At 56.3% G+C, this 25,404-nt stretch carries 21 protein-coding genes and 3 pseudogenes; 19 read left to right on the forward strand and 5 right to left on the reverse strand.

From position 1 onward, the window contains the following. From G3N99_RS03010 to G3N99_RS03030, 4 genes and pseudogenes are all read left to right on the forward strand, one after another. A pseudogene (locus G3N99_RS03010) lies at window positions 1–139 on the forward strand (3-hydroxybenzoate 6-monooxygenase); the annotation flags it as partial. A 16-nt stretch (window positions 140–155) separates the two neighbouring features. Next, window positions 156–449: pseudogene (locus G3N99_RS03015) on the forward strand (HU family DNA-binding protein). After that, window positions 446–1,572, forward strand: a pseudogene (locus tag G3N99_RS03020) (PDDEXK nuclease domain-containing protein). The pseudogenes G3N99_RS03015 and G3N99_RS03020 overlap by 4 nt, the downstream one beginning before the upstream one ends. A gap of 238 nt (window positions 1,573–1,810) precedes the next feature. Continuing rightward, on the forward strand, window positions 1,811–1,975 hold the full coding sequence (locus G3N99_RS03030) for a hypothetical protein (RefSeq protein ID WP_174984778.1): 165 nt from the start codon (window positions 1,811–1,813) through the stop codon (window positions 1,973–1,975). Between the two features lie 643 nt (window positions 1,976–2,618). Here the strand turns inward: G3N99_RS03030 and G3N99_RS03035 are convergent. Beyond that, on the reverse strand, window positions 2,619–2,864 hold the full coding sequence (locus G3N99_RS03035; protein WP_041492845.1) for a helix-turn-helix transcriptional regulator: 246 nt from the start codon (window positions 2,862–2,864) through the stop codon (window positions 2,619–2,621). Window positions 2,865–2,954: 90 nt separating this feature from the next. Between G3N99_RS03035 and G3N99_RS03040 the strand changes: the two genes are divergently transcribed. Both G3N99_RS03040 and G3N99_RS03045 read left to right on the forward strand, forming a co-directional pair. After that, window positions 2,955–3,416, forward strand: a complete 462-nt coding sequence (locus G3N99_RS03040; protein WP_174984775.1) for a hypothetical protein — start codon at window positions 2,955–2,957, stop codon at window positions 3,414–3,416. Window positions 3,417–3,529: 113 nt separating this feature from the next. After that, window positions 3,530–4,048 (forward strand): 3'-5' exoribonuclease, encoded by a 519-nt coding sequence (locus tag G3N99_RS03045; RefSeq protein ID WP_174984772.1) that lies wholly within the window; start codon window positions 3,530–3,532, stop codon window positions 4,046–4,048. Window positions 4,049–4,129: 81 nt separating this feature from the next. On the opposite strand, the gene G3N99_RS03050 is transcribed toward G3N99_RS03045, so the two are convergent. Together G3N99_RS03050 and G3N99_RS03055 are read right to left on the reverse strand one after the other, a co-directional pair. Then, window positions 4,130–5,896, reverse strand: coding sequence for a phage integrase family protein (locus G3N99_RS03050; protein WP_174984769.1), 1,767 nt, complete (start codon window positions 5,894–5,896; stop codon window positions 4,130–4,132). 402 nt (window positions 5,897–6,298) lie between these two features. Continuing rightward, on the reverse strand, window positions 6,299–6,856 hold the full coding sequence (locus tag G3N99_RS03055; protein WP_206121610.1) for a hypothetical protein: 558 nt from the start codon (window positions 6,854–6,856) through the stop codon (window positions 6,299–6,301). 474 nt (window positions 6,857–7,330) lie between these two features. Here G3N99_RS03055 and G3N99_RS03060 point away from each other — a divergent pair, with 474 nt between their 5' ends. The 13 genes from G3N99_RS03060 to G3N99_RS03120 all read left to right on the forward strand — a co-directional run bounded on the left by G3N99_RS03060 (window position 7,331) and on the right by G3N99_RS03120 (window position 22,003). Beyond that, entirely contained in the window at window positions 7,331–9,616 is a 2,286-nt protein-coding gene (locus tag G3N99_RS03060; protein WP_206121611.1) for an AAA family ATPase, read from the forward strand. A 1-nt stretch (window position 9,617) separates the two neighbouring features. Further along, window positions 9,618–10,631: a hypothetical protein gene (locus tag G3N99_RS03065; protein ID WP_206121612.1), complete on the forward strand. Its 1,014-nt coding sequence runs from the start codon at window positions 9,618–9,620 to the stop codon at window positions 10,629–10,631. Window positions 10,632–10,931: 300 nt separating this feature from the next. Continuing rightward, window positions 10,932–11,708: a hypothetical protein gene (locus G3N99_RS03070; RefSeq protein ID WP_206121613.1), complete on the forward strand. Its 777-nt coding sequence runs from the start codon at window positions 10,932–10,934 to the stop codon at window positions 11,706–11,708. 3 nt (window positions 11,709–11,711) lie between these two features. Then, on the forward strand, window positions 11,712–12,347 hold the full coding sequence (locus G3N99_RS03075; protein WP_206121614.1) for a hypothetical protein: 636 nt from the start codon (window positions 11,712–11,714) through the stop codon (window positions 12,345–12,347). A gap of 447 nt (window positions 12,348–12,794) precedes the next feature. After that, entirely contained in the window at window positions 12,795–13,268 is a 474-nt protein-coding gene (locus tag G3N99_RS03080) for a hypothetical protein (protein ID WP_206121615.1), read from the forward strand. Between the two features lie 3 nt (window positions 13,269–13,271). Next, on the forward strand, window positions 13,272–13,760 hold the full coding sequence (locus G3N99_RS03085) for a hypothetical protein (protein ID WP_206121616.1): 489 nt from the start codon (window positions 13,272–13,274) through the stop codon (window positions 13,758–13,760). Then, on the forward strand, window positions 13,708–14,223 hold the full coding sequence (locus tag G3N99_RS03090; protein WP_206121617.1) for a Mov34/MPN/PAD-1 family protein: 516 nt from the start codon (window positions 13,708–13,710) through the stop codon (window positions 14,221–14,223). The genes G3N99_RS03085 and G3N99_RS03090 overlap by 53 nt, the downstream gene beginning before the upstream one ends. Window positions 14,224–14,231: 8 nt before the next feature. Next, window positions 14,232–15,596: a hypothetical protein gene (locus G3N99_RS03095; RefSeq protein ID WP_206121618.1), complete on the forward strand. Its 1,365-nt coding sequence runs from the start codon at window positions 14,232–14,234 to the stop codon at window positions 15,594–15,596. Window positions 15,597–15,647: 51 nt separating this feature from the next. After that, on the forward strand, window positions 15,648–16,361 hold the full coding sequence (locus G3N99_RS03100) for a hypothetical protein (protein WP_206121619.1): 714 nt from the start codon (window positions 15,648–15,650) through the stop codon (window positions 16,359–16,361). A 110-nt stretch (window positions 16,362–16,471) separates the two neighbouring features. After that, entirely contained in the window at window positions 16,472–17,635 is a 1,164-nt protein-coding gene (locus G3N99_RS41725) for an ATP-binding protein (RefSeq protein WP_206121620.1), read from the forward strand. Between the two features lie 19 nt (window positions 17,636–17,654). Further along, window positions 17,655–20,267, forward strand: a complete 2,613-nt coding sequence (locus G3N99_RS03110; protein WP_206121621.1) for a S8 family peptidase — start codon at window positions 17,655–17,657, stop codon at window positions 20,265–20,267. A gap of 25 nt (window positions 20,268–20,292) precedes the next feature. Next, complete coding sequence (locus G3N99_RS03115; protein WP_206121622.1) at window positions 20,293–21,774, forward strand: S8 family serine peptidase; 1,482 nt, start codon at window positions 20,293–20,295, stop codon at window positions 21,772–21,774. 13 nt (window positions 21,775–21,787) lie between these two features. After that, window positions 21,788–22,003, forward strand: coding sequence for a hypothetical protein (locus G3N99_RS03120; protein ID WP_206121623.1), 216 nt, complete (start codon window positions 21,788–21,790; stop codon window positions 22,001–22,003). A 1,527-nt stretch (window positions 22,004–23,530) separates the two neighbouring features. Here the strand turns inward: G3N99_RS03120 and G3N99_RS03125 are convergent. Continuing rightward, entirely contained in the window at window positions 23,531–23,830 is a 300-nt protein-coding gene (locus tag G3N99_RS03125) for an H-NS histone family protein (RefSeq protein ID WP_206121624.1), read from the reverse strand. Window positions 23,831–24,320: 490 nt separating this feature from the next. After that, window positions 24,321–25,241, reverse strand: coding sequence for a hypothetical protein (locus G3N99_RS03130; RefSeq protein WP_206121625.1), 921 nt, complete (start codon window positions 25,239–25,241; stop codon window positions 24,321–24,323). Between the last annotated feature and the right edge of the window lie 163 nt (window positions 25,242–25,404).

A 25,404-nucleotide genomic window follows, 5' to 3' on the forward strand; every position in this document is an offset into this window, starting at 1 on the left:
GCGGATCTATCACGCGAAGGGCGTCGAGCGGCAGGTGCGCAACGGGCTCTGGGTCGGCCGCACGCAGGCGCAGTTCTACGACGCGCTCGACTGGCTGCACGGCTGGCGCGCGGAGGATTGCCTGAAGACGGTCGCATGACGGAACCGAGGGTTACTTGACCAAGCAGGAACTCATCGATGCGATCGCAGCGGACACGGGTGTCAGCAAAACCGACGCAAGCAAAACCGACGAAAGCAAAACCGTCCAGGCAGTCTTGGGCGCGATCACGGACGCAGTGAGTCGCGGCGAATCGGTACAGCTCATTGGTTTCGGCGTGTTTTCGCAGGTGCAGTGAGCTGCTCGTGCGGGACGTAATCCGACGACGGGCGCGGAGATTGCCATCCCGGCCGCGAAAACCGTGAAGTTCACTGCCGGCAAGGCGTTCAAGGACGCGGTGAACGCGCTGTGACACAGTGCGATGTCGGGCAGGCCGCTTATGCCGGCCTGCACCGTGAAATTGCTGATGTAGTCGCGTCGGCGCGCGAAGCGACAGCTCGCACGGTCAACGCCCTGATGACGGCGACATATTGGGAGATCGGGCGACGAATCGTTGAGTTCGAGCAGGGCGGGGAGGGGCGTGCCGCTTATGGCGAGACGGTGATCCGCCGTTTGGGAACCGATCTGTCAGAGCGATTTGGTCGCGGCTTTGGACGGCGCAATCTCGCACAGATGCGCGTCTTTTATCTGACGTGGCTTGCGGACCGGATTGTGCAGACAGTGTCTGCACAATCCACGCCCGCCCGGAACGTCCCGACAGCGTCTACAAAATCAACCAAGGCAGCGGCGAAGGTGCCGACTGGCGTGGCGTTTGAGCTAAGTTCAATCGCTCAGGCTTTTCCGTTGCCCTGGTCCGCCTACGTTCGCCTCCTCGCGGTGAAAGCGAAAGCTGCTCGCAACTTTTAGGAAACCGAAGCGCTGCGTGAGGGCCGGCCTGTGCGACAGCTTGACCGTCAGATCAGCAGTCAGCTCTATGAGCGGCTGGCGCTGTCACGCAACAAGGCGTCCTTGCTCGGAAAGGCGGCTGAAGCGCAACCCGGCGATCTTCTATCGCCTGAGGAGGCGATCTGCGATCCGTTTGTCCTCGAATTTCATGACATGAAGGACGAATATTCGGAGTCGGATCTCGAAGCAGCCTTGATTCAGCATTTGGCTGACTTCCTACTCGAGCTCGGTGATGACTTTGCGTTCATAGGTCGCCAGCGGCGTCTACGGATCGATGACACTTGATTTCGAGTCGACCTTGTGTTTTTTCACCGGCGCTTGCGACGCCTGCTCATTATCGATCTGAAGGTTGGCCGCTTCAGCGATGCGGACGCGGGGCAGATGTATCTCTACCGCAACTACGCGCATGAACATTGGATGAAGCAGGGCGAGAACCACCGGTCGGTTTGATTCTATGTGCTGAAAAAGGTGAGGCCGAGGCGCATTATGCATTCGGCAACCTACCGAACAAGATACTCGCAGCGGAGTATCAGACGGTCCTCCCGGATGAGGCCACTTTCGCGCGAGAATTGGAGCGTACCAGAATCTAACTGGAAACTGGAGCGCCGTGGCCGCAAGGCGTGACTTCCCGTCCGAGGGATCCGAGATGCGGGCATGCGTGGAGTCTGTGAATCACACACATCAGTCAACGCATTATGCGTTCGCTTCGAAGCAACCAGTGGTTTTCTTCGTGAAGTCGGCAACCGACCTCTGCTATGCAGGCGCCACTTCGATGTGGCAGCAGGTGCGCCATCCGCACCTGGTGGCATTCGATCCAGGGTCGCGGACATGGCGTTGCTGTACGGGGCAGGCCCGACAGTTCCGGTGTTCTGCCCAGCGTTACCTAGACTGGCGCAAAAGGTCGAGAACGTCTACTTTCCGACGCTGCAGGCGCGCATCGAACTCAAGGAGGAAAGCACCGCGCGCTGGCGGGCGATCAGGAAGGGCACTTGAGTTGCCGTCGGGGCCGCTGCGGCCACGGGCGCGTCGTGATCGGGCGACGTCGATCTGATCGGCATCCCGTTTGAGCGGCGCTGCGCGGCAAGGGAGTCCTGGCGCCGGCGACAGGCGGTCACTCACGAAAAAGCCCGTGAGAAGCGTCATTTTGTTGTGCGCACAACCAATTTGACATAAGCTAAATTGCCATCCGGCCGTACTGTAGCAGCCATATCCTATTGTCGTGTTTTTGACTGCTGGCATGCTGGACGGCTCGTTGAGCTGGCGCGGAGCCGACCATGCAACCAGCCGGATTGGTGACACTGACGATGCGAGAGCTTGATCGACTCAAGGTAATCCAGGCCGTGGTGGACACGACCTTCGCAACAACGCGCTGTAATTCAGATTGTCGGCGAGCAGTTTGCAATAGGACACTTCCTGGACATCGGGGCGCGACTATCTAAGAGTGTGATTCGAGTGGATGCGCGTCTCTTTGATGTAAGCAAGCTCAATATTCGATGAGAGTCGGTGATGTCGCGCCAATGGTGATGGGATTGCTTATCGCGGCCTTCCTCGTCGGTGAGTTGGTGAGTCACAAGTCCGCAATCACTATGAACGCTGGCGTGACAAAGATTGGCCTTGCACGCAAAACACTACTGCTTTAGAGACCAGAGCTTTTCAGAAGCTTTGATGGTGAAATATTCAGAGCGTCAGCGATTCGGATGAGGTTGAGGATGGTCAAATTGCGCTGGCCTCTTTCGATACGGCCCATGTGACTTCGATCGATTCCCGTGAGAAGGGCAAGCGCTTCCTGCGAGACGCCAAACTCCAGCCGGCGAGCACGGACCGTCGCGCCAATCGCGGCCAGATGTCCTGCATCGTCCCGTTTGCCAGATACCCTTTGCATCCAATGATGGTCGCGGTATGATGCTCGTTTGGCCACGGCATTTACGACCCATTTTCTCGGGTACGGCCAGTTTCTCTAGCTGCAAGGCATATGTTTTTGATTCAGGATGGGAACCGTCTACCGTTTCAGTCGGCGATGGCCGGTGCGGCTGTATGGGCGGTGATGGAACAGTGGACGCCTGGCGACTTACTGGTACTACGGGTGTCTGAAAAGCGAGCACGCGGGATTCCCTGCGTGATCTGGACGGATCTCACATCGGGAGCAGCATCGCTGAAGCAGTTTCTCGACGGCAGTAACGTGCTGCGAGGGGCGGCGGTGGTCAGCACGCGCCGTGCGCGTCAGGTAGATGACTGGTATCTGGATCCACTGAGCGAAATCCGGGTTGGGGCGACCGAATTAAGCGCGGACGACCGCACATTGCTGACGGTGACGCAGTTCACGACGGTGACGGGGCGAAAGTTTTCCGTGCCGAGCGGTTTCGCGACGCGCTACGCCCGAGGCAAAAGAGTCTGGCAAGCAAGGCGATCGCGTCCGGGCTCGGCGCCGAAATGATCGAGAAGGGCGCGTGTTCCGATGGACAGGCCGTGTGCGCGGATTTGCCTGTCGTAGTGGGATGGGGAGGAAGTCCGGGTGTTATGTGCTGAATGTGCCCAAGGTGAACGACTATGACGTATACCCGCTTCCACAACGGGCCGACTTGGTCGGTACCATCCAACGGTCGTGGCAGTTGGGGAAATCGTTTCTTCGTCGATACCGAGTTCACGGATTTCGAGGCACCTCAACTCATTAGTCTCGCCATCGTCGGGGAAAACGGATCAGAGTTCTACGGCGAATGCACGGACTACGATACTGCGCGCTGTAGTGACTTCGTTCGGGCCGCGGTGCTGCCGCAACTGGGGCGATTCAGGGAGCGCGCGATGCCGTTTAATCAACTGCGTCAGGCGCTACGGGCTTGGATCGGAGGTATCCCGACTGGCTCTAAGCCGGTGCTCTGCTATGACTTGGTGACAGACTTGAACCTGGTGCAATTTCTATTCGATGGCCAGTTGCCTGAGGGTTGGATGCTCGAGGATATCCGTGGCCAGATCGACCCTCGGCGGCAAGCCGAATACTTCGCACGGCATGGCGGCGAGCACCACGCACTGCACGACGCTCGAGCGAACGCGTATGCTTACATCGGTTGACCGTGATCCAGTCGAGGCCGCTGCGTGGCCGGCAGCAATTTTTTCCCCTATGCCGCACCTAGCCTCGTGTGTTTGACGCGACTATTGGACTGCGCGGGACGTGCCTCGACGATGTGATCGACGGGGCTGGCGCTGGAAGGCCGCGCTGACCTGGCGCGCACGCTTTGCCTCTTCTCCATGGAGATAGGTCGAGGTGGTGGCCACCGACGCGTGGCGCAGATTGTCACGCACGACGACCAATTCCACCCCGGCGTCCAGCGCATGCGTGGCGTGCGTATGTCGCAGCCAATGGGGGCTGGCGTGCCGTAGCTTCTCGGCAAGCGCCGGATGACGGGCGTTTGCGCGCTCGGCCGTCTCCCGAAAAAACTCACCTAACACCTGCCGCAACCGCGTCGCACTGATGCCGGCGTGGCGTTCCCCGCGACGCTCTGCATTGAGCGCGGCGACCAACGGTGTCGCCGGATGCCAACGAGTGCGCATGACCGGCAGACCCCGCGCCTTCAGTGCGCGCCGCAGCGCGTCTCGCGCGAGGGGCGGCAGGGCAACGCGCCCCGATTTCGCCCCTTTTCCTGTTACCTGCAGCCATAAGGCGCCGCGGGCGTCAGCCGTGATGCCGCCCAGTGTCGCCGCCACCAGTTCCTGTGCCCGCAGGCCCGTCGCGTAGCCGAAATCCAGCACAAAACGCAGTCGCTCTGCAGCCGGTGCGGTCCAGCCAGTCCGCTCGACCTGGTCGGCCGCAGCCCGTACGATCTTCCATTCCCGGCCAGTCAACGCCCGCCCGGTATCGAACGGTGCACGGGCTGCGCCGCCGCGCACTGTCACGCCTGCAAACGGATTGAGCACGACGTAGTGCTGGTCAACGAGCCATCCGAAGAGCGCGCGCAGGATGGCCAGCGCATGGGCCGCCGACCGCGCTGTCAGGTGTCCCGTGAACGGACGCCACGCGGGCGTCGTGCGCGGGCGCGGTGGACCGATCCAGCGGGCGGCGGGCGTCGGATGGCGCAGGAAGGCCCGATAGGCGATCGCGTCGTCGGTGGTGAGCGACGAGAGGGGCTGGCGGCGCTCGACAATGGCCCACAGCAACAGCCGTTCGGCCTCGCGCCGGTAGGCACGCACCGTATGGGTGCCCTCGTGGAGTACCAGCCATGCCTCGATTGCCTGGTGGTCGTTGGCGGCGGCGAGGCCGCAGGTGTCGGGCGGGGCCCGGAAGCGGCCCCGCGAACCATCCAGGTCAGCGGGCAGTGCATCCAGGGACCATCGCGGGATCAACTGAACGGTCGCGGTCTCGTACGGAACGAGCGCGGCGGCACGCTGGGCCAGGTTCGAGTGCGCCGCGACAAAGGTTGCGACGCGGTGCGCACCCTGGCGCCCCAGCCCAGGCATCGCTAGCCACCAGCCTTGGCGATGGGCCATCCGGACCAGCAGGTCGGCGAACGAGTCGACGCCAGCGGCCGCCAGTGCACGCACGATGCGCGGCGGCAGCCAGTGGGTCACCGGGTCGGTCGGCTGTGGCGCCGGGATGGGGGTCGTCCGCAGGACGTCGAGCGCGGTAACGACCCGTGCCGCGTGGCGGGTACGATCCGCGGCCGGATGCGTGAATAGCGGGATCAGATCATCGCGCCGACGGGCGGCTGCGCACGCGACGAGCTGGCGACGGATGCGGCTCAGGAGGCCACGCGATGACTGGCCATCGGCCTTGCGGTGCGGCAGGTAGCGCTCAACTGCCGCGCGGGCCGTGAGCCCGGCGTGCCAGGCACGCAGGGCGGCCAGCGAAGCGAGATCGGGCAGGGCGGGCGCAGTGAGATTTCCGCTGGCTGGCCCTGCGGAGGAGGTCGACGCAGTTCTCATGCAACCAGTTTAGGTCGCGCGCAAGGCACTGGCGATAAGACTATTTATCGCAAGTTTCCTATTTGCACATCTGGTCGTGAGGTGACGTTTCACGTCGGGTGTGGATGGCAAGTCGAACACTGCCGCGGCCGGACATGTTTGCGTAAACGGGTGATATTTAGCTCAATTCCCCTGGAGAGTGGGCTAGGTGATACCTGGCGGGCGCCCGGTGTTGGCAAGCGGTTGCATGTCGGATTGACTGTTACCTGCCAGACGCCTGGATAGGTCATCGAGCGTCGAAAATGATCGGTCCTATCTCGCTTGAACTGCAGACAAAAGCAGGCGATGTGCCGCGGCATGTGCCGTGCCTGTCTTTAATGGATGACCGGACATGACGGCGATCATGATTCGGGCATGGATCCACTACATCGAGGAGGCGTTGCTTGGTCCATAAACCGAGAGAGAAGCCGTCCCGGGAGGCAACTTGATCGTGGGCCCCAGAACTCGGGCTTGAGCCGCGTTGATCCATGCAAATCTCAACGCTCGACAACCCCGTATCCCCTCGACAGCGGGGCTTTTCAAGAAAAACACGGTGGTTTCGACCGTGTCGCCGGCGGATAGATTGACCGGAAATACCTTGGGCGCGGGAAAGGTTGGCATGGGCTGTGGCATATCTGACGACTGCCATGCAGAGATCATCACGTTGGGCGCGCGATCGCTGACGCATGCAACACTTGGTTCGGTCAGACTCTCCGCGTGATTGGTCGGGTTGCTGATGCGTACAACGATTTCGTCAAATCTTCGATCCTGCATGTCGATTTTGATGATGCTGGCCATGACGTGCGCTCGATGATAGACAAGGCTGTCCCATGCCTCGAGCGCGTCTTTTGAGTGAGAGATAGCCGCCCCGGCGGCTACTGCGATACTCACGAAGGCACCCCAGATCCAGGATGCTTTGTTCTTGCGTTTGGCCGTGTTCATTTTTCAAGTAAGTTGATATTGGATTGGCTGCCCAGGGTGCTCCTGGTTTCCCAGTCACAATATACCCAACACGTTTCGTGACCTCCTTTTTGCTCGTACGCGAGGTCGATGCTGACCAACCTGGAGGGCTTGTGTAGCGAGGGTTTCTCTGTCCGTGAACACCTCATCCGGTAACTGTTCGATTTTTGTTCCGCGATCGGTAGAAATGACATAGATCCGTCGTTATACTTTCGGTGAGGCGCAGGATTTAATAACCTGGGGAGAGGGGGCGTAAATTTTCATCCATGTTTCGAACATTCTGCAATTTCGTGGAAAGTCCCCCAATTTTTATTGAGGGGGCGGACGTCGCCAAATTGGGAATTTTCCTGAGCGATTACGTACCTGATCTTTCAGGTTTCGACCGTAATGAGCTGATCTCGCAGCTGGGCTGGCAAGCCGTGTACTTAGTGATTTAAGCTTACAACAAACCGAATAATGCAATTATTTGATAGATCCACAGTCGAAGTTCCTGCTGTCTTGCAGAGTTCTTATGCGAGGAAAGCTAGAGAAGAACTTCTTTATCTGTTCGAAATGGACGAGAAAGTACGAGCACAAACGCGGACGCCGCGTTTTGCGAATTTTCTCGATGACACGTCGTTGCAAGCAGCGCTATTTGACCTTTTTCATGGAAAATGTGCTTTCTGTGAATCAAAACTTTCAGGTGCTCCGCAAGTTGTCCCGTTTCGCCCGTCTTCGGACGTGTCACCAATGGGCGACGCTAGCATCCAGCATCTTTACTATGGCTGGTTGGCACTAGCCTGGCAAAATCTCTATCCAATCTGCAGCGGATGCAATAAAAGTGATCGGCATGACTTCTTTCCGGTCTACGGAAAACGGGTGGAATTGCCGTCCTTGATGACCCTTCGTCGCTATGTTAAGGAGGATACGGGACTTTGGCCAGAATATCCAATTAAAGAGCGGCCTGCACTGCTGGATCCGTGTGGAAAACGAAGGCCCCGACTCGCAATCGGACTCCATGAGAACGGAGAGCTGTTCTCGAAAAAGAGCTTAGCCGCTGGCAACACGATTGAGAAATTCGATCTGAATCGAAGCAACCTCGTTAGGCGTCGACGCCGAATCATTTACGGATACGTGTCTCGCCTATTGAAGTTGGGTCCTCAAGTGGAAAGTATTTCCAGAATGCCTTACGTATTCGCGTTTCAGGACCTTGAGTTTGGTGGTCTGTGGCACGGGCTGCTTTGCGACGCTGTCGAAGCAATTGTTGGTCGTACATTGCAAAATGAGAGGGCGCTGGATCGCAATTTCTGGGAGTTCTATAGGGATCACCCACGGGGGGCGTCGTTTCGCAAACAAGTTCTCCGAAAACTGATTGAGTGGCATCACACCAGCGAACCTCACCCTCAGTCCGCCGGCACGAAAGATATTCGTGATCCGGGCAGACTTATTTCGATTAAGCTGAAAAATTTCAAGTCCGTCGAGGCACTGGAGGTCAGACTGCCGACCGATCAGAGGCGTGATCGTGAGCTTACCCCCGCCTTACTGATTCTGGGTGAGAACGCAGTGGGGAAGAGTACGGTCCTGGAAGCAATTGCTCTGGGACTAAGCCCCGAAGCACTGGGCAAAGGCATGGATGGCGATCTGGACCGGTTCAGGCTCAATCCAGCCTATCTCGGTGGTAAGCGATCGTCGCGGCATCGTACTGCACGACTGCACTTCGAATTTGAGAACGGGAAGCGAACCGTCGCCATTGGTGAATCGTTCGCGGCCTCAGCGCAATCGCCCGTTCCTCTGATCTTTGCCTATGGAGCGTTCCGGCAATTTGTTGAGAATCGCCAAAGCAACACTGCGCTGTCTCCGGTCGCTACTTTGTTTAATCAGGAAGCCATTCTTCCAAATCCTGAGGAGTGGCTACTGGGGCTGGATTCGGATGATTTCGATATGGTCATACGTGCACTGCGCGAGATCATCAGCGTCGAAGGGAATTTTGAGATTGTCGAGCGGGATCATTCGGCAAGACGATGTTACGTGGTATCACGTATCGAAACCGGAGGCGGATCCAAAAGACTTCGTACGCCTCTGGGTACCGTGTCATCGGGGTTCAGGTCGGTGCTTGCGATGACATGTGACATTTTTCGCGGGCTCATGGACCGAATGCCCCAAAAAAAATCCAGGGGTCTGGATGTCGCAACAGGGATTGTACTGATCGATGAGGTGGAGGCGCATCTTCACCCGCGATGGAAAATGCAGATCATGAGGGGACTTCGGAGTGCGCTACCTCGGATGACTTTCATCGTCACAAGCCACGATCCACTTTGCCTGAGAGGGATGGAAGACGATGAGGTGGTCGTCATGCGGCGTGCTGTTCAAGACCGTCTGAACCCCGGCATCATGGTCAAAGTTGAGCTTAATGATGATCTCCCGAAAGTCAGTCAACTGACAGTTGAGCAGCTGTTGACGGCTGATTTCTTCGGACTTTTGAGCACCGACCGACCCGAGGTCGAGCAGCAGATGGCCCGCGTTGCTGATCTGTTAGCAAAAAGGCGAAATGGGGAGCTGAGCGAACAAGAGGCCGAAGTTGTGAAGAACTTTGAGGGCGAGATCGCAGAGTCCCTGCCCGTGGGATCGTCGGAGGCTCAACGTCTCGTTCAAGAAGCAGTTGCAGAGTTTCTGAAAGAGCGGCGCAATAAATCGGCTGAGCAAGCAGCAAATCTCCGAAAGGCGGCCAAGGACCGGATCCTCGACATCCTGCGGGGAGTCTAACGTGAGGAAAGTTGATCGAAGTGCGGTAGCGGCTCCCGCGGGGCTGAAGAGAAAGGACCGGAACCGAAAGACAGAGCTGGATCGCGCGCGTGATCATGTGAAGAGTACTGATCCCAAAAAAGGGACCTTCGTGTTCTCGGTGTACAAGTTGCCCGACGTGAAGCTGGCCCTAGAAAAGCTGTTTCACGGGAAATGCGCCTACTGTGAGAGTGCCTATGCCTCGACCGCACCCGTGGACGTCGAGCATTTTCGACCGAAGGGCGCAGTCGCAGAAGACGAGAAACATCCGGGGTACTGGTGGCTTGCCAGCGACTGGGAGAATTTGCTGCCTTCATGCATCGACTGCAATAGACGAAGAGGACAACGTACCCCTTCCGGCTTCAGCAAACTGCTGAAATATGACGAAAAATCGCGTGAATTCAATAAGTCTAAAATACTGAAAACGGGGAAGGCTGACAGCTTTCCGATATCGGGAACCCGCGCGCAGGCCGAACAAACGAAGTTCGATAAGGAAAGCGCTTTGCTGCTGGATCCATGTAGAGATAATCCCTCTGATCACATTGCCTTCAATGTGAATGGAGTGACATCTATCGCACTGGTCTACCCGAAAGGTGACGGCAATGTCGCGCGAACCCGATTCCATCTCGCGAAAACTGATGAGGCTAAAGATATCAACGAACACGGGAGCGACGCGGACGCACTTAGTCTGAGTGAGCGCGGTGCGATATCGATTCATGTGTACGGCTTGAACCGGCTAGGACTGGTCCATGAGCGCACCCGAATCCTGCGGCACCTCAATTTTCTCCGAGGTGTCGTCCTTGAACTGTTGACCGTAGCGGATGCGGTTGACGGGGACGATGAAATACCTTTGATGAAACGGCGGACAATCTCGCGGCGGTTGTGCGATTTGAGTGACCGCATTCTCGGGGAAATCAAGGAAATGGCACATGATTCAGCACCATATTCAGTCATGGTGAGTGAATGGATTGCCGAGTTCAGAAAGGAGCTTGAATGAAGGGGCGCGCTGGAGGCGATGCGGGGAGAAGGGGGGAAGTCCGGACGCGAATTCGATGTCAGTTAGGCGAGATGCCTCGCGTGCATGTACGTAGCTGTGGCGATCACGATTTCAGTTGGTCGAGTGCATCGATCTAAGCAATAGGCTGGTCCCCCGGCTAGCCTCAGTTGAGTTCAATGGAGTATTTAATAGGGTCGAAACATATATAAAAATGCATAATTGAAAATTTTTTCGCTTTGCCTTTCCGGTTTTTCGAAGTCGTTGCTATTTGAGGATATGAAGCGCTGAAAGGGAGGCCCTATGGCCCGACAGTTGACGAAAAGGACGCTTGCCGGCGTGACGATGACCCGTTTGCCACAGGTTCAGGTCGAGGTTGAGGAACTCCTCCGGCTAACGGATGAGATGTTGCTTGAGCGAGCTGCAATCGCTACGAAAGGAGCAAAAGGTTACTGTAGTTCAGAGGCTCTGGTCGCGCTGTATCGCGAGGCGTGTCGAACAGGCAATGCGAAGGTGGTGAACGGATTGATCCCCCGGCTCACGAGTCACTGCAGCAAGCTTGCCAAGCACAAGCTCTTCGTACGCGGTATCGATTCGGACGAGGCGACCCAGAACGTCGTGGACAGATTCGTTGACTTGTTGGTCGCCGCGGCAGGGGATGGACTTTGCGAGCAGCTTGACTTCTTTGAGGTGCTATTCGACAACGCGGTAACCTCGCTCGCCGCGAGCGAGGCGCGCCGCGCTCATGTCAGGTATTCACGGTCCGTGCCGATTTCGGGGGACACGGACGATGATGACGCACCAAATCGGGATCTGGCGGAGCGAGTCAGAGCTGACTTGTCTTTGCCACTGGGGTTGACCGAGCCAGAGCGGGGCGTGTTCACCGCTCAGGTGCTTGCTGAAATTGCGAATCTTCCTGAGGCGCAACGAACGCTGGCCATCATGACGGTTCTTGGGGTTCAGAGTGAATCGAACGACCCGAGGGAGCTGACCATTTCCGCTACGCTTGACGTCCAACCCAAGACGGTGAGGAACCGTCAGAAACGAGTCGCAGAGAAGCTCGTCAACTTTAAGGAGTGAATGATGACCATCAACAATCCTCAAGCCGAGCTGCAAATTGAGGAGGTGCTGTTGCAATTTGCAGCGGAGCGGGAACTGCCGACCGCTGATCAACTGAGCCACTATATCCAAGCGTTCCCTCAGTACAAGGACGATCTCATCGATTTCGCAGCGTCGTTGGTCAATGACACGTTTTCTGAGGAACCCGCCGAATCAGATGCCACCAGGGCGGTCGCTAGCCGTGCCGTTAGCCGCTTCCACAACCTTCGCTTCGAGCAAGAAAGAGCGCAGGTCGGGCGGGCGCCGAAAAAAGTGGAAAACCCCATCGCGCCCTTGTCGCGCACGGATTTCGGCCGTTTGGTTGAAGCGTTGGGTTTGCCAAAGCAGGTGGTGACCAAGCTTCGAGACAGAAAGATCAGTTTCCCGACGATTCCGAATGGCCTTATCGATGCGCTAACCCGCAACCTTCAAGTTGCGCGGGAGGTCACCGTTTCTCATCTGATGGCGAGACCAGAGGTGGCAAGACTGGCCACTTCTTCGTGCACATCCAGCGGGGCGACGTCTAACAAGCAGGAGTCGTTCGATGAGGCTTTGCGGCATGCTGGACTGTCTTCGGCTGATATTTTGGTGCTCATGAAGCGCTTCGCTCGCGAGCAGTGATCGTCGATTATCTATCTCTTTTGAGAGTATTCCTGTTCTAACCGATCGCCCCGTCAGCCTAGCAACGAGGCATCGTACCTTCTGTTGGACCTCAGTCGGCCATGAAACGTACAGTTCCGCGCGATTCATGGCCGACCAGATGCCGTCACGCAAGACTTACTCCGATTCTCGCTCTCACTTCCCTCTGACGCCACCGTAGAGAGTTCTACGTGCCCGCTGTGCGCCGAGTCGCCGTGCCCGCCTGACCTGATCTGCTGCCGTTCGGTATGGCCTGGGTGGCGCTGTTGGCCAGCTGTCGGGAAATGGGTGCGGATTGCCGGTTTCGCGAGTGACACTCGCAAAGAAAGCCGCTCGAGACTTTCCGGTTTTTGTGGCTCGATGCGATTTCCTTTGTGAAAGCCATCACCAGTGTTCGGCTGGTAAGGTAAACGATGAGGATTGCGAATCATGACTATTTTCTACCAAATGCAAAGCTGTCGCGAAGTTCGGAGTCTGGATGTGATCGAGGGCATCACGCTGGCTGAACTGGTCAGCACTGTGTCAGGGAGCATGGTTGAGCAACTGAAGGCATTCGAAGAAGACGGAGACCTCATATTGACGGAGGAGCGACTGATCGTGATTCTGCGCGAGAAGCGTCATCCGAAGCTGCACTTCCATCCACACTGTGAAGTCAAGGTGGTGGTGCATTTCAATGGCCGGGTGATCGAGCGCCTGGCGTCGCCCGCGATGACCGTCAGCCGCCTGAAGAAATGGGCTGACAGCGAGTTCGGCGTCGATCCCGTGCACGCCGCGGAGCACGTACTGCAATTGAGCGGGACGACCGAGCGTCCGATTGGTTCGACCCACTTGGGTGCGCTCACGCAGCACGGTGGCCACTGTGTTTCGTTCGACCTCGTGCCGAACGAGCGTTTCCAGGGGTAAGACATGAACGCCGCTCGACCGAGTTTGACACCCGATGCTCGCGCCTTTGGTGCGGATGTCGCGGCCGTACCGTTCTGTCTCGGTGAGGTGGACGGGAAGTGGCATTTGCGAGAAATCGTATGGCCGAAAGCATTAATCGACGTAAAGGCGTCCGTCGGTACCTTCTGCTTGCGCTTTGACCTCAGTGGCTTTCCGGCACAGCCGCCGACCGCTCAACTCTGGGACCCGGAGGCCAACTGCCCGCTACCGTTTCACCGATGGCCGCGTGGTAAGGGCGGGCGAGTCAGCGACGTATTCCGACCTGACTGGCAGCAAGGCACGGCGCTTTATCTCGCCTGCGATCGGGTGACGATCATGACGCATCCCAACTGGGTTTCCCAAATGCCAGCCAGGCTTTGGCGGACCAACGGATCCATCGTTCAGTATCTCGAGGAAGTCTATGTCCTTCTCAATTCGGAAGATTATTCGCCGCCTTTGGTCGCCGCAGCATAGGTTGGTATGCGACGTTCGGCTGTGGCATCGATTGGTGCGTGCACTTAGGCAACGCAGCGATGGACGAAGGGAGAGTGGCGCGTTCCTGCTTGGCGATATCGACGGCGAGGTGCGCACGATAACGAGCTTCGTGATGTATGACGATATCGATCCGCATGCACTCGATAGTGGGTACGTCCATATCGATGGTTGCCATATGGGACGTCTCTGGGCGCTCTGTCGTGAGCAAGGTGTGTCAGTGGTTGCAGATATCCATACGCATCCAGGTGGATACGGTCAGAGCGAGACGGACCGGCAGAACCCGATGGTCGCGGTAAGGGGGCATATCGGAATCATCGTGCCGGAGTTTGCGGTGCGAACCGTGTCCAGACAGAACCTGGGTATCTATGTGTACCAAGGTGCGCACAAATGGGATGAGGTCGGCGAGCGCCGAAATCGGAAATTCATGTACATCGGCTTATGAGGGAAATCGTGACCAGCCAATTCCATGCAGAGTCGTTACACCGTACGGTCAAGCGACTGGTTGATAGCGGGCGAGCGAAGTCTTTCGACGAAGCGCAGGCCATCGCCGACGGATTTCGCCTCCACCTTGACCTATCAGCGTCATTCTGCCTGCACGAGCAAATCGCAGCGATTGCACTTGTGGAGTTGGGCCGACGTGCGTTCCTCGGTGGCGTATCCGTATCGGGAGTCCTTGATGTGGCGCTTCACCACACGCTTGGCGACGAGAAATTGCTGCGCGACGCGCTAAAGCGTGCAGGTGCGCGTGAGGTGGAACCGGCAGAGGGTGTTCCGATCATCAAGGTTGGAGCCGCCGGTGATCCACGTTCGCCGTTTCACATTCGCCTTCTCATGGCGGGCTGGCGCGCAGGCGTGACCCCGGTGGATGAGCGGCTCGAGATGGTCACGGCGACCGATGGATACGTCATGCCACTCGCTGCAGTCGCGGCTGCAGCACTTGCGGTGAGCGAAGCGTTTCGCTATGTCAGCGACGGAAGTGGCACTGGATTGGAGACCACCGGTTTGTCACTGTGGGCGCCAGGAGAATTGAAGTGGGTGGTAGCACACGCCGACGGTCCTAGGCTGCAAGTGCTTCCATCGTCAGCGTGGTTGCTCGGATTGGGGCACCTTGGCCAAGCATTTGCATGGTGCTTGAGTCTACTGCCTTACCCGCGCGAGCAGGATATGCGGCCGCATCTGATTCTGCAGGATACGGATGTCGTCGGTGCTTCGACGGAAAGTACCTCGGTGCTCACAAATGCCCGTGACAAGAACAGCAAGAAGACGCGGGTCGTGGCTGCGTGGATGGAGCGTAAGGGTTTCTCAACGAATATTGTTGAGCGCGGCTTCGATTCTGATACGCGGCGTGGTCTTGGGGAGCCTTCGCTTGTATTCTGCGGCGTCGACAATCCGGAGGCCCGACGCGCGCTCGATGCCGCAGGCTTTAGCTTCATTGTCGAGGCCGGACTGGGAGGTCGATACGACGATTTCCAATGCCTCCGTGTGCACACGTTCCCTGCATCTCGCACTACACCGGAGACGTGGGTGCCGCACCCGATTTCAGAGCCGGTCCTTAGCGAAGCCTACGTCCATTTGGTGAAGCAAGGGCAGGTTAGCCAATGCGGCATTGTTCAATTGGCGGAGAAAGCGGTTGGAGCAGCTTTTGTCGGCGCTTTTACGGCAGCGCTCGCGGTTTCGGAGGCTCTGCGTGTGTTACATGGTCAATCACCGAGCGAAGTGGCAGACATCGATATGTTCGCGCTTGGTTGCCGCAACGTAGTCCAAAATCGCCGGGATTTCAGTTCCATCAATCCTGGTTTCGTTGCAGTCGAGTAGTTCGGTCAGGCGGGACGCCTGCAAATAAACTATGAAGAAGGAAACGTATCAATGAGCCACTACGAGAACACTTCGGTCAAGGTCAAAGGCGTTGGCAACCACGTGGGAGACACGGTCAAGGTTACGAACAACAACGTGACCAACAACATGTATCGCGATCCGCCAAATAATGGTGGGGGCACGCAGAATTGGTTGCTACCCATCATGTTTCTTGCGCTATTGGTCGTATGGTTTTTCTTTCGCCACTTCGAGCAAATTGAATCGCTCCTCAAGAATGCGATTGTTGTAGTGATAATCCCGAGCGCATTGGCGTCTCTCGTCGCATTTGGGCGGGATCGTGACATTGGCCCCACCACCTTGGCTCTCCTTCCAGCCACTGCTGCTGCACTAACAGCGTACTTGCTGCTCGGGATCATTCGAGACAACGTACCACCACAGATTCTCGCGTTCGCTGCGACGGCAACGGCTGGAAAGTTCTGGGGAACCTTGATCCGTGAGGATCTCCAAGTCACATTGCAGAACGGTGGTGCGATTGCGTTGTGCGTATCGGCGATTGCCATCAACGGGCTTGCAGGGCTTCGCGCGTTCGCCGCTACCAATAGCACCTGGTGCGGATGGTTGTGGGCGTTGACGTGGCGCTACTCTCCCGTGCGTCATATCTGGAGTCAGCTTATGTTGCTGGGTGGTGCCCTCCTTCTAACGACTGGACGCGCATACGAGCTCTTCGTCTGGCTTCAGGAGGCCATTCGTGCAGCGCTGACTTGAGAGTGCGTCGACACCGTTTTCGTAGGGGTAACAGGCTGACCATGATGAGGCTGCTTGACGAAATGAGCGTCATGTAGTCTCATCTGCACATTTTGGTCGGTTTCATGCACGTGAAGTCATCAAAATCGCACATCTCAGGCGTGGTTCAAGAGCTATGTGGCGCTGCGATGAGCGCGCCGGGCGGGCCCGAGCTCGTGCGGCGCCTTGCGGACGAACTCTTGAAGGCGGGAGAAGTGAAAGACGCAGAGACAATCCGCAAGCTTGTCTCGTCTCCCGAAAATGGGGAGCCAGTCGCACCGATGCAAAGCGGAGCGTCGTCGCTTCTCACTGGCGAGCCGCTGACGCGGAGCTCGCGAGTTCCAGTCGATCGAGAAACGGCTGCGCCAGTAGCCACGGTTCTTGTGGCCAAGTCAATGCCAGAAGTCGGTCCTATCTTGCCGGACGCATTGTCGACGGCAGTGAATACTTGGGTCACGGAGTGGAGTCGCGCAACCGAACTTAAGGCGGTCGGCATTGAACCGGCGCGGAGTTGCGTGTTGTTCGGTGATCCTGGAACAGGAAAGACCGAACTGGCGCTCTGGCTCGCCCGTCAAATGAAGCTTCCTGTAATCCTTGCGCGATTGGACGGCTTGATGTCGTCGTTTCTTGGTACGACCTCACGCAACATTGGTAACTTGTTCGCATTTGCGAACCGTCATCGTGCCTTGTTGGTTTTGGATGAATTTGATGCAATCGCGAAGCTACGGGATGACCCTAATGAAGTCGGTGAAATAAAGCGCGTTGTTAACACTTTGCTTCAAAATCTGGATGAGCGAGCACATCACGGGCTCACTATCGGCATCACCAATCATCCTCAATTGCTCGATCCCGCTATCTGGCGCCGGTTCGAGCTTCAGATTGAGATGCCCAAACCGGATCAACTCGGGCGAACGCAAATAATCGAGCGGTACGCGAAGCCTATCGACTTCGGACGTGCTCAGTCAAAGTTGCTCGCGTGTATATTGGACGGGGCGTCCGGCGCTGAGATTCAAGACGTTGTTAAGTCAATAAAAAAGAGTTGGATTCTAGATGGGCCGAATGTATCCTTCGCAGAGCGTCTGCAGACGGTGATTTGTACACATGCGGCGAGAGTGCCCAAGCAAGCGATTGAAATCGTTAACAATCCGCTGAAGGAATTCGCTCGAGCGGTACTTGAACGATATTCATTCACCACTGTAGAGCTTGGTGAAATATTTGGTGTCAACAGAACAACGATAAGTCGCTGGGTGACTTGACCCGGCAACGGGGAAAATAATGGCCGCGGACTATCCGCTGTTGTATGTGTCGAACCCGTCTGCCTTGCAGCGGGATCGCAAAACGGTTCCGGGCGGGAAAAAGACCGATTTCTATGCCGACCGTGATGACGCATTCGCGGCTCATCGTACGTATGTTACAAACAGCATTCGAACGATCCAGGCGCAGCTTGGTGAGAGTAGCGTACGCTTTGGTCCGACCGGATTTGTCAAAGTTAGCCTTCAGGAGAAGGCCTGGGCGAAGTCTCATCGTCCCGTCCGAAGGCTGTTCACCCAAGATACCGCTCCGGTTGTTGGTGGGGCCGACATCGGGGAACTTATTGTTCGTGCCGATGATGTTGGGTTGAGTCGTGTTCTCGAGAGGATTGAGGCGGCCGATGCGAAGACGAAGCGCAGGCTCGACAAACACGGCGACCTAGTTTTAGATCCGAATCGGGAGCGGTCGGAACTGGGGGCGCTGGAAAATCTCCACTTGTGGTCGGTCGCGGACCGACGCATCCCGGATACGGAGAGCGCCATTCGTCTGCTTAATGAGCAGAAATTGGCTCCGATGTATTCGGTTCGCTTCTTCGAACCGATTTCCAGTGCGTTGGCGAAGCTTCGTTCGGCTTCCGACACGCTACGGTCTGCAGATCTACCAGCTGACACGTTTGTCCGATCTCTGGTCGAACTCAGTCGTTCCTTGGGGATCTATGTTGTACTTCAGAGCGGGCTCGAATCAGTTTCGTCGGCATACATTGGTCTGACGGACTCTCCAGGTTTTGCCGTGCTCGATGGCATTTCCTCTCTGTCAAAAGTGGGAGAGCAACTCAGGGTCGATGGAGATTATTCGTTTGACGCACATCGGACGTTGTTGGCGCTGCTTGGTGACCACCCCGACATCCGGACCGTTGCGATTCCCAATCTGTTGGCCACGGATCAGAATTCCACCCTTATCGAGGCCGCGGCACCGCAGAGAATCCAGCGCACCTCAACTGTCGTCTCTTTACTACCCGCAGACATTCCCGAGCCAAAGGAGAATGTTGCTTATCCAACGGTGGCTGTTGTCGACGGAGGTATCGCGGATACGTTGAGTAGTTGGGTTAAGGGTATTTATGGCGGTATTCCGGAAAATCATCGCGATCTCGAGCACGGAACGTATATCGCCGGATTGCTGGTTGGAGCTCAGACATTTAATCCGGAGTATAGTGCGCGCCTTGAGGATGACGGTTGTTGGTTGATTGATATTGCGTTGCAGACGAAAGATGCATTCGCAGGGGAATATTACGAGAATGGCTCCGCAAAATTCATGGACGCTCTCGATCAACTCATTGGCGAGTGTCGGCGGAATCACTCTGTGCGTGTCTTTAACTTCAGCTTGAATAACAATACTGAGGTTTCGAAAAGTGATTTTAGTGAAGAGGCAATCAAGCTGGATGAGATTGCCCGCCGGCATGACGTATTCTTTGTTATTTCTGCAGGCAATGCGGTAGGCAACGACGCACGCCCAGAGTGGCACAAAAATACGATGGAGGCGGCGATTCAACTTATTGAAAGTAGGTCTGATACGCTTTTGGGGCCTGCAGATTCTCTGATTAACGTGTCTGTTGGGGCCACTAACGGGCATGGCGTGCCCAACTGCATTCCTGATGCTCCCGCTCGATATAGTCGGCGTGGTCCAGGAGTGCGGGGATCAGTGAAGCCCGATATCTGCCACATCGGAGGAGCGGATGGGCGTGACCTGACGGGGCTGGCGAGCGTAACTGAGGATGGAATGGTGGCCGCAGTGAAGGGCACCAGCATGGCAGTTCCTCTGGCGGCAAAAACGTTGGCACAGCTTGATTTGGAGTTGGGGCTGGAGGCTCGCCGCGAGATCGTGCAAGCACTTTTTCTTCACAATACATATTTTCCAGCGCCGCTACGTAATTTGAAGGCTCGACGTGTGGGGCGAGGGCTGGTTGGCTTTGGCTATCCGCGTCCGACTTCTGAGACGCTGATATTGAATCGACACACATTCGGTGTCGTTGTATGTGACAGTCTAAAGAAGGACGATAACTGCGTTATCGATTTCAGATGGCCGCGCGAACTCGTCGATGCCGAAGGGCGCTGCAGAGGGATTGCGCGCCTCACGTTGGTCTACTCGCCGCCACTCGACTTTGATTATGGTGCTGAGGCGGCACGTATCAGTCTTGAACCCTCGCTGCGTCAACGAGAAGACGAAACGCAACCTCGTGACTTCAGCGAGGACGACGAGGAGGAAGATGAAGAGTCTGAAGATGCGACCAAGGTGGGCTGGATCGGGCGAATCAAGCCGGTTCATTCGCGTGGATTGAAACGAACTTCTCGTGAATCTGCCCTGCTGTTGGATGGACTCAAATGGAGTCCGGTCAAGGTGTTGGAGGGAAGTTTCCGTGGTATTGGGCGGTCTGCCGAATGGCGCATGACAGTCAATTATGTCGCTCGGAATCAAGTCGAGTTTCCCAAAGACGGTGTTCCGTTCGCGGCAGTACTGACGATCACTGATCCTGACGGCAAAGCTAATGTCTACGAGGATCTTAAGCAGGAGTTGGTTGTGAATTCAGCGACCGTGCTGAATGACATCCGAACTGCGCTTCGTGTGCGTCCGCGGACGTAGGATTTGATTTATCGGATAGATAGAAATGGCGTCTAACACCCACAAGTACATCATCATGGCCGAGACTGTTGAAGGTTCGGCGTTTGTCGGTCCGTTTCAACGTTCTAGTTTTCAGGGTGGAGGTGTCACGGCCCTCCTTCGTAGAGCATTTTCGGCCGGTGCAAAGATTCCTGTTACGTCGTCCGCGGTGGATGACGTTGCGATGCTCGAGTTGACCGACGACCAGGCGCGCACGTTCGAGGCCGCCAACGGAGCGATCAAGCTACATCCAGTTCGAACTTATCGTCTTGCAGCGATCGAAATCGACCGCGTGCTGATGTCGGCAGGACCGTATTCCTTTGGAGTCGTACCGCCGGCGACGAACAGCCCATTTCGCATTCGAGTGCAGGGACCTCATGGTGAACCTGTTGCGAACGCCGCGGTCCTTGTTTGTGAGTGGGGTACGAATAATCTCTTGCAGGGCAAGACGGATGCAACCGGACATGCAACGATCCCCACAGGAATTGGGCTTGCCAATTTTGTGAAAATCACGCCGTTTGCTGATTTCTGGGGGCAATCCAAATCGGGGGTCATGGCGACACATGGGCCTGTTGTCTTCACGCTTGACGCGCTTGAACCGACGTATGTCGATTGCTTCAAGTTTCATTATCCGGAGAGTCATTCGCGCCAGGGCGCGACGCAATTGGGCCGCCGGGTCAAGGTTGCAGTGATTGACACGGGCGTGGACGACCATCCGGATCTTGGCAATGTCATTGACCGCATTTCTCATACGCAGGCCGACGACGCGGACGACCTGGGTGACAACGGCACTGGGCACGGTACGCATGTTGCCGGAATCATCGGAGGTTGCGGGCGTATGAGAGGGCTTGCACCCAATGCAGAGTTGATGAGCTTTCGCGTGTTCGAGCGTGACGCGGTAGAGGCTGACACTTTGTACATATTTGAGGCTGTCCGCAATGCAGTGGATCGTGGCGCAGATGTCATCAATTTGAGTCTCGGGCAGGAAAAAGTCGACGAGGTGCTTGAAGAGGCTATTAAATATGCTGAAAGGAACGGAGTGTTAGTTGTCGCGGCCTCGGGCAACGATGGGCACAGTGCTTCCGTATTTCCCGCAAGCTATCCGGAAGTTGTTTCGGTCGCGGCCGTTGGTCGATCTGGTACATTCCCGCCTGGTTCAGTGCACGCGGGTTGGCCTAAGCGAGTTGAGGGAACTGACTCGAACGATTTTGTGCCCGCGTTCTCGAACCATGGAAAGGTCGAACTGGCCGCGCCTGGCGTCGCTGTCATATCGACCGTCGGTGTTGGCGGCTATGCTGCAAAAGATGGGACGTCAATGGCGTGTCCAGTGGTCTCAGGTTTCGCGGCTTGGTTGTTGGAGGCCGCACCTGAGTTGTCAGGACGAGTTCGCTGCCCTCAGCGCCTCGCGGACCTGAAGGCGTTGCTGTACAGGACGTGTAATTCGCTCGGATTCGATAAATTTGACGTAGGGAATGGGTTGCCTCACTGATTGGAGGTCCGTCATGAGTCGATATTTGCTGTTTTTCAAGGGATCCGGTGACATCCCGCAGGACGACCTTCGGATCATTCGTAATCATGCTGGAGTGACGGTTTTGGACGTCCGACCGTCCAAGACTTTGGTGCTCGAGCTGGATGGTTCCGCCGGAGACTTCCTTGTGGACGTGGGCAAGATGAAAGATTGGGTTGCCAGCGAGCAAAGAAAGTACAGATTGAACTAGGGTTCTCGTATCGAAGGCGGAACAAGTCACAACTGTAGCTGTGCGTCGAGTTTGGCATACTCCGTCCGTTGACGAATTGCGAGGGGTGCACAAACTGGACGAACAGTGTAGATCAGTCTACGTGGATTAGACATATGAAGTACCAGCGTTCTGTGGCAGGTGGGCTAGCGCGCGTGTGCGATGCGGATTTTTTTGAGATTGTGATTGGTCAAGCGCGGGAGATTCTGCGACATGAGTTCCGGCACCGTGACAACTGCGGGCGATGCATCGACATAGACCACGTCGCTGCGTGCTTCGCTGAGCCGCTGCTATGGCTAACAGACGGGCTGCCGAACCAGTCGACCTGTAGGAGCCTCGCTCATGCGTAAAGCATCTAGGAGGGCATGCCGAACATTGAGCAAGGCGCAACTCTTGCCGCTGCCTCCTGTGCATGTGCGTCGACTGTCACTGAAGAATCATTGTGCGCTTGCTTCATTGCGGGACGGCCACGGTAATGTTGACGGAATCGCGACGCTGTCGAATGTACTGGAATTGGCGTTTCAATTGTGCGACGACAAGGACGTGACGCCGTACCGTCAGGCGCAGGTTGCACTGAACGCATGTGTTGAGCGAGCAGGGCGAGGGGGCGCATGGTCAGTTACCGATGCTGAGCGAATGGCGCTTGAAGCGCTAGTCGTCGCGCATGATACCCAGCTCGCGTCGGTACCAGTACATCGTTATCTTGACGCGCTCGAATGCGTACAGCGGGGGACTGGGACAGACACCGATTCTTGATGGGGCGCATCGGCCGATCCGTCTGCTCGAGGTTGCCGCAGTCGGAAATTATCTACACGGTGGTGTCCCGTCGGAATATTCAACGCGCGCACATTGCAGAACTTCGAGATCGAGTCATTCAGGACGAAGTGCAGACTCAAACCCAGCGCCACCTGCGAGTTTTAGGTGGTCGAATACGTGTCGCAGACGGAATGGCGTATCACTGCGACCAGCCTTGTTATTCGTTGATTGCGGCCTCTACGGCGCATCTTGCTGACCGAGTGTACATGTTCGTGTCCCGTCTGCTGTTTTGATTAGGGAGCGTACTTTGGCTCTCGATCTTGCACTGATGGGGGAGACTGCTTCTTCAAATGATCTTGTGCAACTGAGAGATGCGTTTCGAAGACTGATGGGACCACTTGCCGACCTTCGGCTATGTAGTAACCCGCTGTGGCAAGCAATGCTTGACCAACATCGGACGTGCTGCTGCCGCAGAGGACGGGGCTGGTAACTAGTGCTACCGGAATGAGGTCTGACCGACTCCGTTAAGCCGTCCGCAAAGACGCTTTCCGCAGTCACCGGTGGTGGATTAAGGCTCGGTTGCTGCAGTTGTCAATCGATTAGATTCGTTAGTTGTTGCTCTAATTGGCGAATCCGATAGCATGAGCTCTGCTGAGGCCTTGGCTATCATTCCGCGCAGCTGCAATTAGCGGTGGCTCGATAGGCCGCGGGCCAGAAGTGGTCCGCGGTTGCCAGGATGAAAGGTGTAGAGTCTTACTCTTGAATGAGGAATCGATTGCGGTTCTTCGCGTCCTTGATCCATGCCGGCGCACGACCGCGGCCAGACCAAGTTGCCCCCGTCTTTGGATCGAGATACTTGGCGGCAACCGGCGCCGCTGGCGTCCGTGCAGTACGGCCTCGACGTACTCCGAAGATGTCCTTTTCTGTGATCCCGAATTCCGCAACTTGAGCGCGAATGGCTTCGATGATGGAGTGGAGTTCCGTGAGGCGAGCTGCTTCTGCTTTCTCGGCCAGCGCGTCCATCTGAGCTTTCAGTTCTTGGTACGTTGCCATGAATCCTCCCTTGGTTGTGCTACACATATGATAGCCCGTTCGTTGTCGAAGATGGCATGACTACTGCGCTATTTTTCAGCCTTAGGTAACCGCAATTTGTTCCCCCTGTCGCAGAGAACTGCTCCGCTCCCCATCAATCATCGTTGCCATTGCCTCCAATCAACGGCGCTGAGTGATAGCCGGATCGTTCGCCTGGCTGCTGTCCCTTCGATATCGTCGAGGGGCAAGCTATAGACGCGGCATTTGCTCGATCGGTGCGCACTCCTTTTCCTTGGCGAGCGATGCGGATAGTCATCGATGATCGTTAGCACCGGAACGGCGAATTGAGTGGCTCCGTCACTTTGAGGCACACGGTATTGTTGAGTGAAAAATAATCAATAAATGATGATAAAAATGTAAGAGTAACGAGGTGTGGCGGAGCGTTATGACATGTCAAGAATCATCGTTATTTGGTTGTGTTGTATATTTTTCGTAAAATCTTTAGTCTATGTTAATTGATTTTTCGTCGCCTAATTTTAATAATTTGATGTGCTAAATATTTTGTCGTGCACGTTGGTATGTTCCACGCTTCAAAGAGAATTTTCCACCCAGACTCAGGATGTCGGCTCACATCAAGCTCTGCGTGAAGTGACTCCAAGTCATCGTTAAATTTTCGGTAAGCATCCCATCCGTACGAAAATTCGTGTTTAAATCGACGATCAGGTTGCCGCCCAGAAAGCTGATGTCGAGCGATACCGTTTTCGAATCGATTCTGCTTCTGTAGATACCGTCTGAAGCTATTTTTCATCAAGATGGAAAGGCGCGATTTTGGGCTGGGCGCTGCCGTCGGGCGCTTAATAGGAATTTGCGGTTCGAATTCAAGTAGGTAGTGGCGCAGTGGTCCGCAAATATAGTTGAACACTGGGTCGCCTGCATACGAAGTGGAATGCAGAGAGGCAATCAAACGTGACCTCTCTCGCTGTTCTACTGGCGACGCCTGCTCGAGAATGGATAGGCGGTAGAGTGCCCAAGCCCGGATATAAGAGAGCGCCGGCATGCCAGGGAGGGGTTCTTCTATCAGAGACAGGATGCCTCGAACGAATTCCACTGAAACGGTGCCCTTGATCAGTTCCCAGATCGGCGAAGTGGACCATAGGTAAGCCGTGACTCCGCCGGGTAGCGCGCGCACGGTTCCGGTCAGATCGTGCCCGTACTTGCCCCGCCGACCTGAACTCGGCTCGCGTTCGCCCCGTAGATATTGATAGACGATCTTGCTATTGCGCTCAGCGTGGCAGCTCGACTGATTTCCGCGGATTGTTCGACCTCTATTGAACAAATTGCTCAGCCATGAGGCAGTTCTATGTGTATAGGTAACAGCCGCCGCGGCATATGCCATCCCGCGTAGCCCACCCAGCCGAAGATGCTTCGGCACTTTCCTTTTTTCCTGCACATCGTCTGGCGGGGAAAGCAACTTTCGCCAGTATCGAAATCCGTTGCATGACAAGGAATTCATATGCTTAACCAGGTCAGAGGAATGTACCGGAATACACCATTGCACTCTAGTGGAAACCACTAGAGATGTCCGCCGGATTTAG

The sequence above is a fragment of the Burkholderia sp. Ac-20392 genome (genome assembly GCF_017104585.1).
In the GTDB taxonomy this organism is placed as follows: Bacteria; Pseudomonadota; Gammaproteobacteria; order Burkholderiales; family Burkholderiaceae; genus Burkholderia; species Burkholderia lata.